The 13,886-nt window shown below is 53.3% G+C and carries 13 protein-coding genes and 4 tRNA genes; 8 read left to right on the top strand and 9 right to left on the bottom strand.

Annotated features, from left to right (window positions below):
- Positions 1-67: 67 nt before the first annotated feature.
- Positions 68-3,442, top strand: a complete 3,375-nt coding sequence (gene amt / locus NH344_RS05125) for an ammonium transporter (protein ID WP_253027599.1) — start codon at positions 68-70, stop codon at positions 3,440-3,442.
- Between the two features lie 119 nt (positions 3,443-3,561).
- On the opposite strand, the gene NH344_RS05120 is transcribed toward amt, so the two are convergent.
- The 4 genes from NH344_RS05120 to NH344_RS05105 all read right to left on the bottom strand — a co-directional run bounded on the left by NH344_RS05120 (position 3,562) and on the right by NH344_RS05105 (position 4,048).
- Positions 3,562-3,636, bottom strand: a tRNA-His gene (locus NH344_RS05120).
- Between the two features lie 33 nt (positions 3,637-3,669).
- Positions 3,670-3,744, bottom strand: a tRNA-His gene (locus NH344_RS05115).
- Between the two features lie 62 nt (positions 3,745-3,806).
- Positions 3,807-3,883: transfer RNA gene (locus NH344_RS05110), tRNA-Arg, on the bottom strand.
- A gap of 88 nt (positions 3,884-3,971) precedes the next feature.
- Positions 3,972-4,048: transfer RNA gene (locus NH344_RS05105), tRNA-Pro, on the bottom strand.
- 210 nt (positions 4,049-4,258) lie between these two features.
- Between NH344_RS05105 and folD the strand changes: the two genes are divergently transcribed.
- Positions 4,259-5,119: a bifunctional methylenetetrahydrofolate dehydrogenase/methenyltetrahydrofolate cyclohydrolase FolD gene (gene folD, locus NH344_RS05100; RefSeq protein WP_062359863.1), complete on the top strand. Its 861-nt coding sequence runs from the start codon at positions 4,259-4,261 to the stop codon at positions 5,117-5,119.
- A gap of 53 nt (positions 5,120-5,172) precedes the next feature.
- Positions 5,173-5,883, top strand: a complete 711-nt coding sequence (gene mtnN, locus NH344_RS05095; RefSeq protein ID WP_044630550.1) for a 5'-methylthioadenosine/S-adenosylhomocysteine nucleosidase — start codon at positions 5,173-5,175, stop codon at positions 5,881-5,883.
- 73 nt (positions 5,884-5,956) lie between these two features.
- Here mtnN and pyrC read toward each other — a convergent pair whose 3' ends face one another.
- Complete coding sequence (gene pyrC, locus NH344_RS05090) at positions 5,957-6,994, bottom strand: dihydroorotase (RefSeq protein ID WP_172514457.1); 1,038 nt, start codon at positions 6,992-6,994, stop codon at positions 5,957-5,959.
- Between the two features lie 153 nt (positions 6,995-7,147).
- On the opposite strand from pyrC, the gene NH344_RS05085 reads away from it, so the two are divergent.
- From NH344_RS05085 to NH344_RS05075, 3 genes are read left to right on the top strand one after another with little or no spacing between them, the layout of a single operon-like run.
- Positions 7,148-7,564: a hypothetical protein gene (locus NH344_RS05085; RefSeq protein ID WP_044630548.1), complete on the top strand. Its 417-nt coding sequence runs from the start codon at positions 7,148-7,150 to the stop codon at positions 7,562-7,564.
- 8 nt (positions 7,565-7,572) lie between these two features.
- Positions 7,573-8,844, top strand: a complete 1,272-nt coding sequence (locus NH344_RS05080) for an ATP-binding protein (RefSeq protein ID WP_058577964.1) — start codon at positions 7,573-7,575, stop codon at positions 8,842-8,844.
- A 36-nt stretch (positions 8,845-8,880) separates the two neighbouring features.
- Positions 8,881-9,420, top strand: a complete 540-nt coding sequence (locus NH344_RS05075) for a response regulator transcription factor (RefSeq protein WP_044630546.1) — start codon at positions 8,881-8,883, stop codon at positions 9,418-9,420.
- 51 nt (positions 9,421-9,471) lie between these two features.
- Here NH344_RS05075 and NH344_RS05070 read toward each other — a convergent pair whose 3' ends face one another.
- The gene (locus tag NH344_RS05070) at positions 9,472-10,245 is read right to left on the bottom strand and encodes a 3-hydroxybutyrate dehydrogenase (protein ID WP_062359867.1); all 774 of its coding nucleotides are present in this window, start codon (positions 10,243-10,245) and stop codon (positions 9,472-9,474) included.
- Between the two features lie 82 nt (positions 10,246-10,327).
- On the bottom strand, positions 10,328-10,768 hold the full coding sequence (hybE, locus tag NH344_RS05065; protein WP_044630544.1) for a [NiFe]-hydrogenase assembly chaperone HybE: 441 nt from the start codon (positions 10,766-10,768) through the stop codon (positions 10,328-10,330).
- Between the two features lie 150 nt (positions 10,769-10,918).
- Here hybE and NH344_RS05060 point away from each other — a divergent pair, with 150 nt between their 5' ends.
- Positions 10,919-11,182 carry a GrxA family glutaredoxin gene (locus NH344_RS05060; RefSeq protein WP_044630543.1) on the top strand — a complete coding sequence of 88 codons (264 nt, stop codon included), beginning with the start codon at positions 10,919-10,921 and terminating at the stop codon, positions 11,180-11,182.
- A 147-nt stretch (positions 11,183-11,329) separates the two neighbouring features.
- On the opposite strand, the gene NH344_RS05055 is transcribed toward NH344_RS05060, so the two are convergent.
- Positions 11,330-11,992, bottom strand: coding sequence for a CoA transferase subunit B (locus tag NH344_RS05055; protein ID WP_044630542.1), 663 nt, complete (start codon positions 11,990-11,992; stop codon positions 11,330-11,332).
- Positions 11,993-12,041: 49 nt separating this feature from the next.
- Positions 12,042-12,740: a CoA transferase subunit A gene (locus NH344_RS05050; RefSeq protein WP_044630541.1), complete on the bottom strand. Its 699-nt coding sequence runs from the start codon at positions 12,738-12,740 to the stop codon at positions 12,042-12,044.
- A 204-nt stretch (positions 12,741-12,944) separates the two neighbouring features.
- Between NH344_RS05050 and NH344_RS05045 the strand changes: the two genes are divergently transcribed.
- Positions 12,945-13,844: a LysR family transcriptional regulator gene (locus NH344_RS05045; protein ID WP_253027598.1), complete on the top strand. Its 900-nt coding sequence runs from the start codon at positions 12,945-12,947 to the stop codon at positions 13,842-13,844.
- The last annotated feature ends 42 nt before the right edge of the window (positions 13,845-13,886 follow it).

Below are 13,886 nucleotides of genomic sequence, written 5' to 3'. Positions count from 1 at the left end.
ACATCTTTCCTAACAATGCACCATGTCAGTGTTCACCTTGCACCAGATCAGCACAAGGATCACGCCAATGACCGACAGCTTTGATACAACACTCATCGATATGCTTTGGGTACTGTGGGCAGCTGCGCTGGTTTTCGTCATGCAGGCTGGTTTTCTTTGCCTGGAAGCGGGCACCACACGAACAAAAAATGCCATTAACGTCGCTATGAAAAACCTAGCGGATTTTGCCATTGCCGTCAGTGTCTTTTGGCTGGTCGGTTTTGGGGTGATGTTTGGAACTTCCCAATCAGGCTGGATGGGTAGCTCACTGTTTGGATGGGAACTGGAGTCGACCGACACCTGGCTTGTCACTGTATTTATTTTTCAAGCCATGTTTTGCGCAACGGCAGCCACCATCGTGGCTGGCGCAGTCGCCGAGCGGATGCCGTTCCTTGGCTATTTATGGACGGCCTTCTGGATTGCACTACTGATTTACCCGGTATTTGGCCACTGGGCATGGGGCGGCCTGCTGGGCGGAACGCCAGGCTGGCTAGCGGCGCTGGGGTTTATTGATTTTGCCGGGGCCACCGTGGTGCATAGCGTAGGCGGCTGGGTCGCGTTAGCCGCTGTGCTGGTGATAGGCCCTCGTGAGGGGCGCTTTCAAGTAGACAAGCCCCCTACTGCGTTTCCTGCTGGAAATTTACCGCTTGCCATGCTGGGTGCCCTTTTTATGGTACTGGGCTGGTTCGGCTTTAATGGTGGTAGCACGCTGGCATTGAATAGCTCGGTGCCTGGCATTATCGCGAATACCATGTTGGGCGCCGTAGGCGGCATCTTATCCGCCATGCTGGTTGGTTGGCGGGTGCGCCGCTATGCGGATGTGATGTACGCCATTAACGGCGCAATTGCAGGTTTGGTCGCCGTCACCGCTGGCGCTCATGCGCTTTCCTTACCAGCCGCCTTTTTAATGGGAGGCGTTAGCGGCGTACTCATGGTGCTGGCAAGCGAATGGCTATTAAAACGGCGTATTGATGATGCGGTGGGAGCCATCCCCGCACATTTGGTGACCGGCCTATGGGGCACCCTGGCCCTACCCTGGCTGGCAGATCTAAATAAATTAGGTACCTCGCTTAGCCGTTTTGATCAATTCACGGTGCAACTACTGGGCGTGGTGGTGTGTGGCCTATGGAGTTTTGGGATTGCTTGGCTGCTATTTCGTATCACGAGGCGTTTTTTACCCCTTCGCGCCTCCAAAGATGCGGAAAAAATGGGGCTTAACCTAGCAGAACACGGGGCTCAAAATGAGCTTCATCAGCTTCTGGAGCATATGCGCCAGCACGAAAAACAGGGGGATATGCGCCAACGCATTGATGCCGACCCATTTACCGAGGTCGGGGAAATTGCAGCAAGCTACAACCGCGTATCTGCGGCGCTTGAACGCGCGGTAGGCCACACCCGGGTGATGTTACGCAATCTTCGCGACGGTGTGATTACCTGGCAAGCCGACGGAACGCTGACCGGCCTAAACCCAGGAGCGGAAGCCCTCTTTGGTGTTAATGCGGAGCAGTTGATTGGCCAGCCTGTCAGCACGCTACTGCCTAATAAACCGCTTGCGCCTGGGGCGCTGCATGAAATCAAACTGCGTACGGATGATCAGCAGGTGCGCTACCTAGAAATTCAGGTAAGCGAAGGAGCCGCTGGTTCAGTCTCAGAGTGTTCGGGAATGGTGCGCGATATTACCGAGCGCAAACAGCTTCAAGAGCAGCTGAACCGTGAGCGCGACCTCGCCCGTACCACGCTGGCTTCCATTGGCGACGGCGTTATTACCTGCGACGCCAGCGGCAATATCACGTTTATGAACGCGGAAGCCGAACGATTAACCGGTTGGCCGCTTCAAGCAGTCACCAATAAGCCTATCCAGACGGTTTATCAACTACGTGACGAGCTAAGCGATGAACCGATCAACAATCCTGCCCGCCAAGTGCTCACCCAGCACCGAGCGGTTCATTACAGCGAGCACTGCCAGCTTGTTCATCGCACCAGCAAACGCTATCCCATTCAGCATAGCGCCGCCCCTATCCGTTCCCGCGGTGGCATCACGCTGGGGGCCGTTGTGGTGTTTCAAGACGTGAGTCTGACGCGCAAGCTATCAGAGCAGCTTAACTACCAAGCCACCCATGACAACCTTACCGGACTCCTGAACAGGCGCGCGTTCGAGACACTGCTCACTAAATTGCTTGCCCAAACGGAGCATCATCATGTGCTCTGCTATCTAGACTTAGATCAGTTCAAAATCGTTAACGACACCTGTGGTCATTTAGCAGGAGACGAACTGCTTCGCCAAGTTTCCATGAAGCTCAAAGCCCATGTGCGCAATAGCGATACGGTTGCCCGCCTGGGGGGCGATGAGTTTGCCCTGGTGCTACCTGACTGCCCACTAGAAAAGGCCAAGATTATTTGTGAAGCCGTACGCCGAGACATTGATCACTTTCGCTTTGCTTGGCAGGGGCACACGTTTGGTATTGGCGTCAGTATTGGCTTGGTAGCGATCGACAAGGAACATCCCAGACGCTTATCTGACACACTACACGCAGCCGATGCAGCGTGCTACACCGCCAAAGAGGCTGGTCGCAACCGCATTCACTGCTATCAACCTAACGACCACCTGCTGCTAGAACGTCACGGCGAACTGCAGTGGGTTCAGCGGCTACAAAATGCCCTAGATAACGACGCCTTTCGACTTTACGCGCAACCGATTAGCGCCGTATGCGGCAACGGGCCGGGCTATCGGGAAATTTTACTGCGTTTGGAGGAGAACGGCATACTCATTACACCCGGCAGTTTTCTACCCGCCGCCGAACGCTATCACTTTATGGTCAGAATTGATCGCTGGGTGGTTCGCAACACGTTGGCGTGGTTGGGTGACCGTTATCGCTGCGCGGAGAACCATACCATAGGCCACTGGGGTATTAATTTATCTGGGGATTCGCTATCAGACAGCGATTTTTGTCAGGAGTTGGTACAGCAGGTACGTCGCGCCGGGTTACCTGAAGGCACCTTATGTTTTGAAATTACTGAAAGTGCAGCCATTGCGCAGCTTTCAAAGGTGAGCGAACTGATTCAAGCGCTGAAAGCACTCGGCTGCCGATTCGCGCTGGACGACTTTGGCACCGGACTCTCCTCTTTCAGCTACTTAAAACAGCTATCAGTCGACTATTTGAAGATTGATGGCAATTTTATCCGCAATATCCACCACGATCCGATTGATAGCGCCATGGTAGAGGCGATTCACGCCGTTGGCAAAGCGCTCAATATCGATACAGTTGCCGAATACGTAGAGAATCAAGCAACGCTGGACAAGCTGCGCTCATTAGGAATTGACTATGCACAGGGGTATTTGCTGGGCAAACCGGAGCCTATTACCGCTACAGCAGGTAACCAGATTAAAGTGATGCCGCGATAGAGGGGTATAAAATAGACAAGGGCTAAAAAAGCCAAAAAAGAAATGCTTATTTAACTAGCAGAGACGCTGGAGAGCTTTGTAAAAGAAGAAGAGATATAAGAGAGTAAATTACAGGTTAATGGGGTGGATGATGGGGATCGAACCCACGACCACCGGAGCCACAATCCGGGGCTCTACCACTGAGCTACATCCACCAGAACCTGAAACTTTTAATGCTGCCTTGTCAATGGGGTGGATGATGGGGATCGAACCCACGACCACCGGAGCCACAATCCGGGGCTCTACCACTGAGCTACATCCACCACTGACAAAAAGCAAACTTGAGAATACCCAACTGGAGAACAAACACTGAAAAGTATTTGATTGGCACGCCCAGCAGGACTCGAACCCGCAACCTACGGCTTAGAAGGCCGTTGCTCTATCCGGTTGAGCTATGGGCGCACATAGTGTATCCAGAGTGAATACTGATGAGCACTTGACCACAACCAAAGTTTGGAGAAGCAGATTAACACCTTCCGTGCTAGGTACGTGGTCGGGATGGAGGGATTCGAACCCCCGACATCCTGCTCCCAAAGCAGGCGCGCTACCAGACTGCGCTACATCCCGATTTCTTACCTTAGACGTTGCTGCGTGTCCCGTCTCAAGCGAGGCATATATTACTATTTCTAATTTTAAAGTCAACACTTAAAGTGATTGATTCGATAGGCGCTTTGCCTTGCCGCGCTACCATGCGAAAATTGCCCCCTTAAAAGCGCGTTCTGCCACCAGCGCTTGTCAGTTTGCTTTGCTTTTCAACCTTCATAGGGATCTCATTACATGACCGCCCAACTCATCGATGGTAAAGCCATCGCCGCTAATGTCCGTCAACGCGTTGCCGAGAAAATTACCGCACGTCAGCAAGCTGGCGCTCGTGCACCCGGACTAGCCGTTGTTGTGGTCGGCGAAGATCCAGCCTCTCATGTGTACGTAAGCAATAAACATCGCGCATGTGAGCAGGCTGGCATTCTCTCTTTTCAACATGCCCTGCCAGCGGACACCACCCAGGAAGCGTTAGAGGCATTGGTCGATGAGTTGAATAACGACGCAACTGTGGATGGCATTCTGGTTCAGCTCCCCCTGCCCGCCCACCTCGACGCTCGGCCAATTCTGGAACGCATCCGCCCTGACAAAGATGTCGATGGTTTTCACCCTTATAACCTTGGCCGCCTGGCCCAGCGCTTACCTTCACTACGCCCCTGTACGCCAAAAGGCATTATGACCATGCTGGCGCAAAGCGGTATCGCGGTACGCGGCATGGACGCCACCATTGTGGGAGCTTCTAACATCGTTGGACGCCCGATGGCACTTGAGCTAATGCTGGCAGGCTGCACCACTACGATATGCCACCGTTTCACCCAGGATTTAGCCGGCCATGTCAGCCGTGCAGATTTAGTCGTTGTTGCCGTCGGTAAGCCCGGCATTGTGAAGGGCGAATGGATCAAACCAGGCGCCGTGGTGATTGATGTCGGCATTAACCGTCAAGATGACGGCACCCTCGTCGGTGACGTCGACTTTGCTGCAGCTGCAGAGCGCGCCAGCTATATCACTCCCGTACCGGGTGGCGTTGGTCCCATGACCGTTGCCACGTTGCTGGAAAACACTCTTGAAGCCGCCGAACGACACGATCAGCAGCATTAAGCACTGAGCGTTTCAACAATTAAACCTCACGAATTACGACGGAGAATGCGACAGTGCAACGGATTGGAATTATTGGCGCAATGGCGCAGGAAGTGAACATTTTAGCGGGGCAGCTTGATAACGCTGAGCGCTACGAGCACGCCGGATTTGTATTTCATACCGGTACGCGCCACGGCTTGGAAGTAATCATTCTGCAATCGGGTATTGGAAAAGTGAACGCGGCGGTTGGCACGGCGATTTTATTAGAGCGCCATCAGCCGGATGCGATCATCAATACTGGCTCAGCTGGCGGGTTTGCCACCGACTTAGCCATTGGCGACGTTATCATTTCCGATGAAGTTCGCCACCACGATGTCGATGCAGTGGTATTTGGCTATGAGCTAGGCCAAGTACCAGGTATGCCGGCTGCCTATCATGCGGATAGCCGCTTGCGCGACATCGCTCGCGGCGCGATTGCAGCACTTGGCGAGGTAAACGTACGCGAAGGGATGATTGCCACTGGCGATGCTTTTATGGCCGACCCCGAGCGGGTAGCCACCACACGCGCCCAATTTCCCACCATGCTGGCAGTGGAAATGGAGGGCGCTGCGATTGCCCAAACTTGCTACCTCTATGACTGCCCGTTTGTCGTCATTCGCGCCCTCTCTGACATCCCTGGCAGTGGCGACAACCACCTCTCTTTCGAGCAGTTCCTCGATATTGCCGCCGACCACTCATCACGGATGGTGGATCAGATGCTCATCGCCCTGGGCGAAACTAAGTAAGTGTCATCGCCTAACTGCGCTAACGAAAACGGAGCCTTAATGGCTCCGTTTTCGTTGAGACTTATACAGCGCGTTACTTTTTCATCGCCCATTGCAGTGTTTCACCTGCCAGCAGCGGCACAATGGTTTGTCCCGATGCGTAGGGGTAACTCTCCGGCATTACCCATTGGCGGCGCTCAAGGGTTACCGTATCCGTATTCGGCGCCAAGCCGTAGAAGCGTGGGCCGTTCAGGCTAGCAAACGCTTCTAGCTTATCCAGCGCCTGCATCTCTTCGAACGCCGTCGCGTATAGCTCGATGGCAGCGGGAGCGGTATAGGCACCTGCACAGCCGCAGCTCGACTCCTTATCGCCTTTCGCGTGGGGTGCACTATCCGTGCCTAAAAAGAATTTCGGGCTACCGCTGGTCGCCGCTTTCAGCAGGGCTTGGCGGTGCTGTTCACGCTTGAGAATAGGCAAGCAGTAGTAGTGAGGACGAATGCCGCCCGCTAACATTTTGTTGCGATTGAACAGCAAATGGTGAGCGGTGATAGTCGCCGCTACGTTATCGGAGGCGCTGGCCACAAACTCAGCGGCCTGCTGAGTGGTAATGTGCTCGAATACCACTTTCAAACTAGGATGACGCGCCAGCAGCGGTTTCATCACCCGCTCAATAAACATCGCTTCCCGATCGAAAATATCGATCTCGTGATCAGTGACTTCTCCATGCACCAATAACGGCATGCCTAGCTTGGCCATCATAGCAATCGTGGCGTCACAGTGAGCAATATCCGTCACACCTGACGCAGAATTGGTCGTCGCCCCTGCTGGATAGAGCTTCACGGCTTTAACAATACCGCTTTTTACCGCGCGCTCAATTTCTTCAGGTGGCGTCGTATCCGTCAGATAAAGCACCATCAAAGGCTCAAACGCACTACCTTCTGGTAGCGCTGCCAGGATTCGCTCGCGATATGCTATTGCCTGCTCTGTCGTCGTCACCGGCGGTTTCAGGTTAGGCATAATAATAGCGCGCCCCATTTGCGCAGCAGTATGCCCCACCACGGCGTTTAACGCCTCGTCATCACGTAAATGCAGGTGCCAATCATCGGGGCGGGTAATGGTAATAGCGTCCACGGCAAATCCTATTCTGATCTTGGGTAAGGGAGTTCAGAGAGCTGCCACAGTATACTCAATACGGCGATAGGATAAATCTGCGCGTCACCCCCACAGATAAGCGCAAGTGTCGTATCATGGCGGCACGCTGTAAGATCAAGGATTCAGTTGTTTATGCAGAACGTACGACGCTATGCGGATTTTATCGCCAGCATCGAGGGATTGGCGTGGCTGGGGCTCGCATGGTCGATTTCTATATCAATGCACCGTCAAAGCACCGAACCTACTCTGGCGATGCTATTTGTGGTGGCAACGCTGGTCCTGTTTAGCTGGGCACATCGACCTATGCGCTATTTACTGCGCCGTTACCACATTCGTAAGCGCCGCACTGACATGTGGATTCACACGCTGGCGCTCCCGCTGCTACTGGCGATGTTTTTCCACATTATGTTGGAAGCGTTGCTCGGCTCGGCCTGGCTCCCTCCTAAGATGCTGCTGTTTAACCTGTTAGCCTCTGCGGGTTGGATGACGTTTGTCATGACCCTATTTATTAAGTTCGTTATCCATAGCGTCAAAACATCAAGTAAATAAGCCGCCTCATGCCTACTGCTCTGCCCTTGCCGCTCTCTACGCCTAACCGCAATCTAGTACGGCTCACCATCGTTCGGGGGATCACCTGGACGGGGTTTTTGATGGCCATTATTGTAGGCATCGAACTACTAGCATTTAAATTGCCCGTCACAGCCGTGGTCAGCGTAGTCATTGCCATGGGCATGTTGAACATTGCCACGTGGTGGCGGCTGGGTAGGCCTAGAGCCGTTAGCCATGGCGAGTATTTATCGCATTTATTAGCCGACATCGCAGGGCTCACGCTGCTGTTTTACTTTTCAGGGGGCTCCACCAACCCGTTTATCACTTACTACTTGGTGCCGGTGACTATTGCCGCAGCCACCCTACCTTGGCGCCACGCGTGGATCATCGCCGCCTGCGCCATGGCAGGCTACAGCTTCCTGATGTTTTACTACCACCCGATACCGCAGCTAGGACATATCAGTAGCGATGGCCCGTTAAGTCTACATATCCTAGGAATGTGGCTGAACTTCGGACTTTCTGCCGGCCTAGTCACCTTCTTTATTTATAAAATGGCCCACGCCCTGCGCAGCCGGGATAAAGCGCTTTCCCGCACCCGGGAGGCTGCGCTACGCAACGAGCAAGTGCTCGCCGTGGCCACCCAAGCAGCGGGTACTGCTCATGAACTGGGAACGCCGCTTTCTACGATGGCCGTGCTATTGAAAGAGATGCAGGCGGACGCGGAGCAAGAGAGCTCACTAGGGCAAGACATTGCGCTGCTGCGCCAGCAGGTGGATATCTGTAAATCGCGCCTGCAGCACTTGGTCAGCAATGCTGACCGTCGGCGCATGGCCGAACCTGAAATACTCGATGCGGAAGTATGGCTGGCAGGCGTGGTACAGCGCTGGCTCGTAATTCGGCCCGATGTTAGCCATCGTTTTGAAGTCGCTGAACGCCGCGGCAGACCTTGGCTGGCAGTTGATGCCACCTTAGACCAAGCACTGACTAACTTGTTGAATAACGCCGCCGATGCCAACCCCGAGCACATTGCTATTCGCCTGGATTGGCAAGACGAGGAGGTGGTGATTGATATTCGTGATCACGGCCCAGGCGTGGCGATGTCAATTGCGGATCAGCTAGGCGATACCTTTGTCTCCACTAAAAGCAAAGGCATGGGCATTGGCCTATTTCTCACCCACGCCACGATTAACCGCTTCGGCGGCGGCGTTAGCCTTTATAACCATCCAGAAGGTGGAACGCTGACCGAGGTCACCCTGCCGCGTTGCTCAGCACCAACCTAGGGTGAGACGGCAGCTATTTAGACAAATGAGGGTACTATGCAGAACCAAGAGCAACGTCTGCTGATTGTCGATGACGATGAAATGTTTTGCCACGTACTAAGCCGCGCACTGACCCGCCGCGGCTTTGAAGTGATGGTCGCTCACGACGCCGACCAAGCGCTGAATATCGCGGCACAGTTTACGCCCACCATGGCCACGCTTGATTTAAAGCTGGAGCATAGCTCTGGCCTTAAGCTGCTGCCTGAACTGCTCTCCGCAGTACCAAGCTGTCGCATCGTTGTGCTCACGGGCTACTCCAGCATTGCTACGGCGGTAGAAGCTATCAAACTTGGCGCGATCAACTACCTGTGTAAACCGGCAGATGCCGACGATGTGATGGCGGCCTTTGAACACCCTGACGCTGACCCCAATATCGAGCTGGCGGATAATCCCCCTTCCATCAACCGGATTACCTGGGAGCATATCCAAAAAGTGCTGCAAGAGCATGATGGCAATATTTCCGCCACGGCTCGGGCGCTAGGCATGCACCGCCGCACACTACAGCGCAAGTTGCAAAAACGCCCGGTTCGCCGCTGAGCCCGCCCGTTATCAAGCTCCACTAGCTATCGTAACAGGCGGGGGGTTGGATTAGTGTGCTGTCCAGCCGAGATCAATATTCCAGCTAGCGCCAGTGACTGCGCCCGCCGCATCTGACGTCAGGTAAGCAACCAACTGAGCAACTTCGGAGGGGTCGATTAAGCGCTTAATCGCGGCGTTTTTGAGCATGATTTTCTCGATCACCTCTTGCTCATCCATACCATGCAGCTTGGCCTGATCGGCAATCTGGTTATCTACTAACGGGGTTTTAACATACGCAGGGCAAATCGCATTGGCGGTAATGCCCTGTTCGCCGCCTTCCAGCGCAGCGGTTTTGGTTAACCCAATCATGCCGTGTTTGGCGCTGATATACGCCGCCTTACCCGGCGATGCCACCTGCGCATGGATTGAGGCAATATTTACCACTCGCCCCCAGCCCTTTTCACGCATATAAGGCCAAGCGGCCTGGGTGAGAAGGAATGGCGCGGTCAGCATCAGGTCGATAATTTGCCGCCACTTCTCTTCGGGAAAAGTCTCGATAGAAGCGACATGCTGAATTCCGGCATTATTCACCAAAATATCCACGCTACCAAAGCGTTTCACTGCCTCAGCAATCGCGCCACGGCATGCATCTGCGTCGGTGAGATCCGCTTGGTAAAACGCCGCGCCTGCCGCTTCTGCAATCTCTTTTCCAGCAGGATTAAAATCGACGGCCAGGACTTGGTGGCCCTGCTCGTAAAAGTGTTTAACAACGGCTTCACCGATACCACTGCTGGTACCAGTCACCACGGCAACCCGAGGGGTTGAAGCTTTTTGGGATGACATTCAGACGTCCTTTTATTAACTGCACGGTAATGAATGTATAAACGCTCATGAGTATAGGAGTCGCCGGTAGCTTCTGCCTACTCTACCCTTGCGGTACAGCGTTCGGGGTCATTAGCTGTTCCATCATGCGCTGTGCTAATCGTGCTGTCTCTTGAAGCGTTTCAAGATCGCTTAGATCTTCTAAGATTTTTCGCTTATAAAGCTCGATACCCGCGGGCAAACGCTCTAGTTGCAGTGAGTAACGGCCTGAAGGAAGCGTTAACGCACACTGTGACTCAAGCGGCGCTTGTAAAGCAGACTGCTCTGGCAGCGCGACAAGCCATAGCTCACAAGGCGTAATTAAAGCGCCAGCCATCACGCTGGCGCCGCTAATGCGCGACTCAATATGCTGAAAACAGAGCGCATCAACGCCTAATCGCGGATTGAAGTGCGCCTGCTGCTTAAGTCCTGCTAAGTGCTCATCGCGGTAGCACTTAGCAAGCTCAGCTAAATAACCATATTCATGCGGAGCCAGGGTTTGCATGGCTTCTCCTACTGTTCCATTGCTCATTGTGCGGCTTTATAGGGCACGTAGTGTGGTGCTATTGGCGAAAACCTGTGCCCTACGCCACAATGGGCGCTGATTCCTAATTCAAGCACTTACTTATTTCTGTATCGTAAAGGAGTTGTTGCCATGTTTGTGGTCATTTTTGGGCGCATGTCGTGCCCATTCTGTGTACGTGCCAAGCATCTTGCCGAACACCTCGAGAGTAACGGCAAAATTGATGGCTACCGCTATGTAGACATGCCCTCAGAAGGCGTTACCAAGGAAGATATCGCCAAAACTGCGGGCAAACCCATTCATACCGTACCGCAAATCTTTGTCGACCAGCAGCACATTGGCGGCTTTACCGAATTCGACCAGTTTGTCCGTGATAAGCAATTAATGGCCTCTTAGCACCACTGCTGAATATTTAACGCTGGTGACGCTTAACTCAGGCTTTGACTGTTACCGGATTACTTGGGAGGCTTGGCACTCACCCAAAAACAGCTAAGCATGGCGTGAGCCAAGACCCACGCCATTTCACCATGCTCGCTTTCAGTGTTACTCGTCGAAGGTCATTTCTGGAACGTGGTCAGGAACGATCAGCTTGCCTGCAGTTTTCTCGACAATTTCCTCAACGCTAACGCCGGGCGCGCGCTCTTTGAGGATGAAGGCACCATCTTTAATTTCCAGGTAAGCCAGATCCGTTAACACTCGATTGATGCACCCGGCGCCAGTGAGCGGCAAGTTACATTTTTCCAGCAATTTGGATTCACCGTGTTTGGATGCATGGGTCATGGTGCAAATAATATTTTCTGCGCCAGCCACAAGATCCATCGCTCCACCCATACCCTTGATGAGCTTACCGGGGACCATCCAAGAGGCGATATTGCCCTCCTGATCAACCTCGAACGCACCCAGTACGGTTAAGTCCACATGTCCGCCACGAATCATGGCAAACGACTCAGCGGATGAGAAAATGGCAGCGCCAGGACGAGCGGTAACGGTCTGTTTGCCCGCGTTAATCATATCGGGGTCCACTTCTTCCTCAGTGGGGAAGCGCCCCATGCCCAGCAAGCCATTTTCAGACTGGAGCATGACATCTATACCATCTGGGATATAGTTAGCTACCAGGGTAGGAATACCAATGCCTAAATTGACGTAAAAACCATCCTGCAGTTCACGGGCAACGCGCTGTGCCATCTGTTCGCGAGTTAAAGCCATGGTGCCACCTCTTGTCTTAGCAGTTAGTTGATTGTTGGCGTTGTTGCACTTAGCTGCGCACCGTGCGCTTCTCAATACGCTTCTCGAATGTGCTTTGAATAATACGATCCACGTAGATACCCGGCGTATGAATCTGGCTTGGCTCCAGTTCGCCTGGTTCAACAATCTCCTCAACTTCTACAACGGTGATCTTGCCTGCCGTGGCGGCCATGGGGTTAAAGTTCTGTGCAGTATGGCGATAAATCACGTTGCCATAGCGGTCGGCTTTCCAGCCTTTCACAATCGCAAAATCGCCTTTAATGGCTTCTTCTAAAATATAGTGGCGGCCATCGAACACACGCTCTTCTTTGCCTTCTGCAATCGGGGTGCCATAACCTGTAGCCGTGTAGAAGGCGGGAATGCCCGCTCCGCCAGCACGCATTTTTTCTGCCAGCGTTCCTTGAGGGGTCAGTACCACCTCAATTTCATTATTCAGCATTTGCTGCTCAAACAGCGCGTTTTCGCCTACGTAGGAGGCGAAGATTTTGCTTATTTGCCGATCTTCGAGCAGAAGGCCTAAGCCAAAACCATCGACGCCACAGTTGTTAGAGACAACAGTAAGGTCTTTCACACCACGACGTTTGATTTCTGCGATCAGATTTTCTGGAATACCACACAGACCAAAGCCACCTGCGAGGACGGTCATGCCGCTTTCAATGCCTTCCATTGCTTCTTCGTAAGAAGCTACACGCTTGTCGAATCCTGCCATTGTTATGCCTCACATTGTTGTTGAGTACGTATCGGTGTTGAGAGCGTTTGTCGAGAATAGTGTGCAAGAAGCGTTTGTTGGAATGTCGCGCCATACATAGTGAGTATGACGATCAGAACAGTATTGCCAGTGTTGTCCTAGATGATATATTTGTTAAGTTTGTTTTTCTTATCAATTTATTTTAATAACTTATAAAGAGACGCCATGACCGTCAAGCAGCTTCGTGCATTTTTAGCCGTGGCACAGACCCTAAGCTTTACCCAGGCATGTGAGCGCCTGCACCTTTCACAGCCCGCCCTAAGCCTTGCCATCAAAGGGTTAGAAGATTCGCTAGGCGGCAAACTGCTTATCCGTAGCACCCGTAGCGTGCGACTAACCCCAGAGGGGGAGTCGCTGCTCCCGCTTGCCAAACATCTGCTGGCGCAGTGGGATAACACCGAGGAACGCCTGCGCCAGCGGTTTACGTTACAGCTAGGGCGACTCAGCGTTGCGGCCATGCCGTCTTTTGCCTGCAATCTATTACCCAGTGCACTGGTTAAGTTTCGACAACAGTACCCCAAAATCAACGTCACGGTGCACGATGTGATCAATGAAGAAGTCACGGATATGGTGCGCTCCCGACAGGTAGAGATTGGCATTGCCTTCTCGCCGGAGGGCCAGGGAAGCTTAAGTTTTACACCTTTGTTTGAGGATCAGTTTGTCGCCGTGGTTCCTCCTACCTCGCCCCTGGCTTACCACGACACACTGCCCTGGACGCAGCTGCTTGAGAATGACTTTATCACGCTACAACGCCCTTCCATGGTACGGCGTTTACTGGAGCAAGAGCTTGAAAAGCGCCATATAGACCTCCCTGTCGCCTTTGAAAGCCACCAGCTCTCTAGCGTCGGACGAATGGTCGCGGAAGGCCTAGGGGTCAGCGCTGTGCCTTCCATGTGCATTCAGCAAATGCATGAGCTGGGTGCGCGCTGCGTACCACTTGTCGAGCCAAGCATCGCTTGCCGAGTGGGGATCCTGACCCAGGAAGAGCTTTCCGTGGCGGCGCATGCGCTGCGTAGCGTGTTGCTTGCGAGTGTTAAAGCACCTTCCCTACCGATTGATGCATAACGCTTTAATACGGTTATGCTGGGCAGCGTGGCGCTGATCTAT

It is taken from the genome of Halomonas sp. Ps84H-12 (assembly GCF_024124725.1).
GTDB lineage: Bacteria > Pseudomonadota > Gammaproteobacteria > Pseudomonadales > Halomonadaceae > Vreelandella > Vreelandella aquamarina.
The sequence above is the reverse complement of the archived record's forward strand: the minus strand, read 5'-3'. Positions and strand labels throughout refer to the sequence as shown.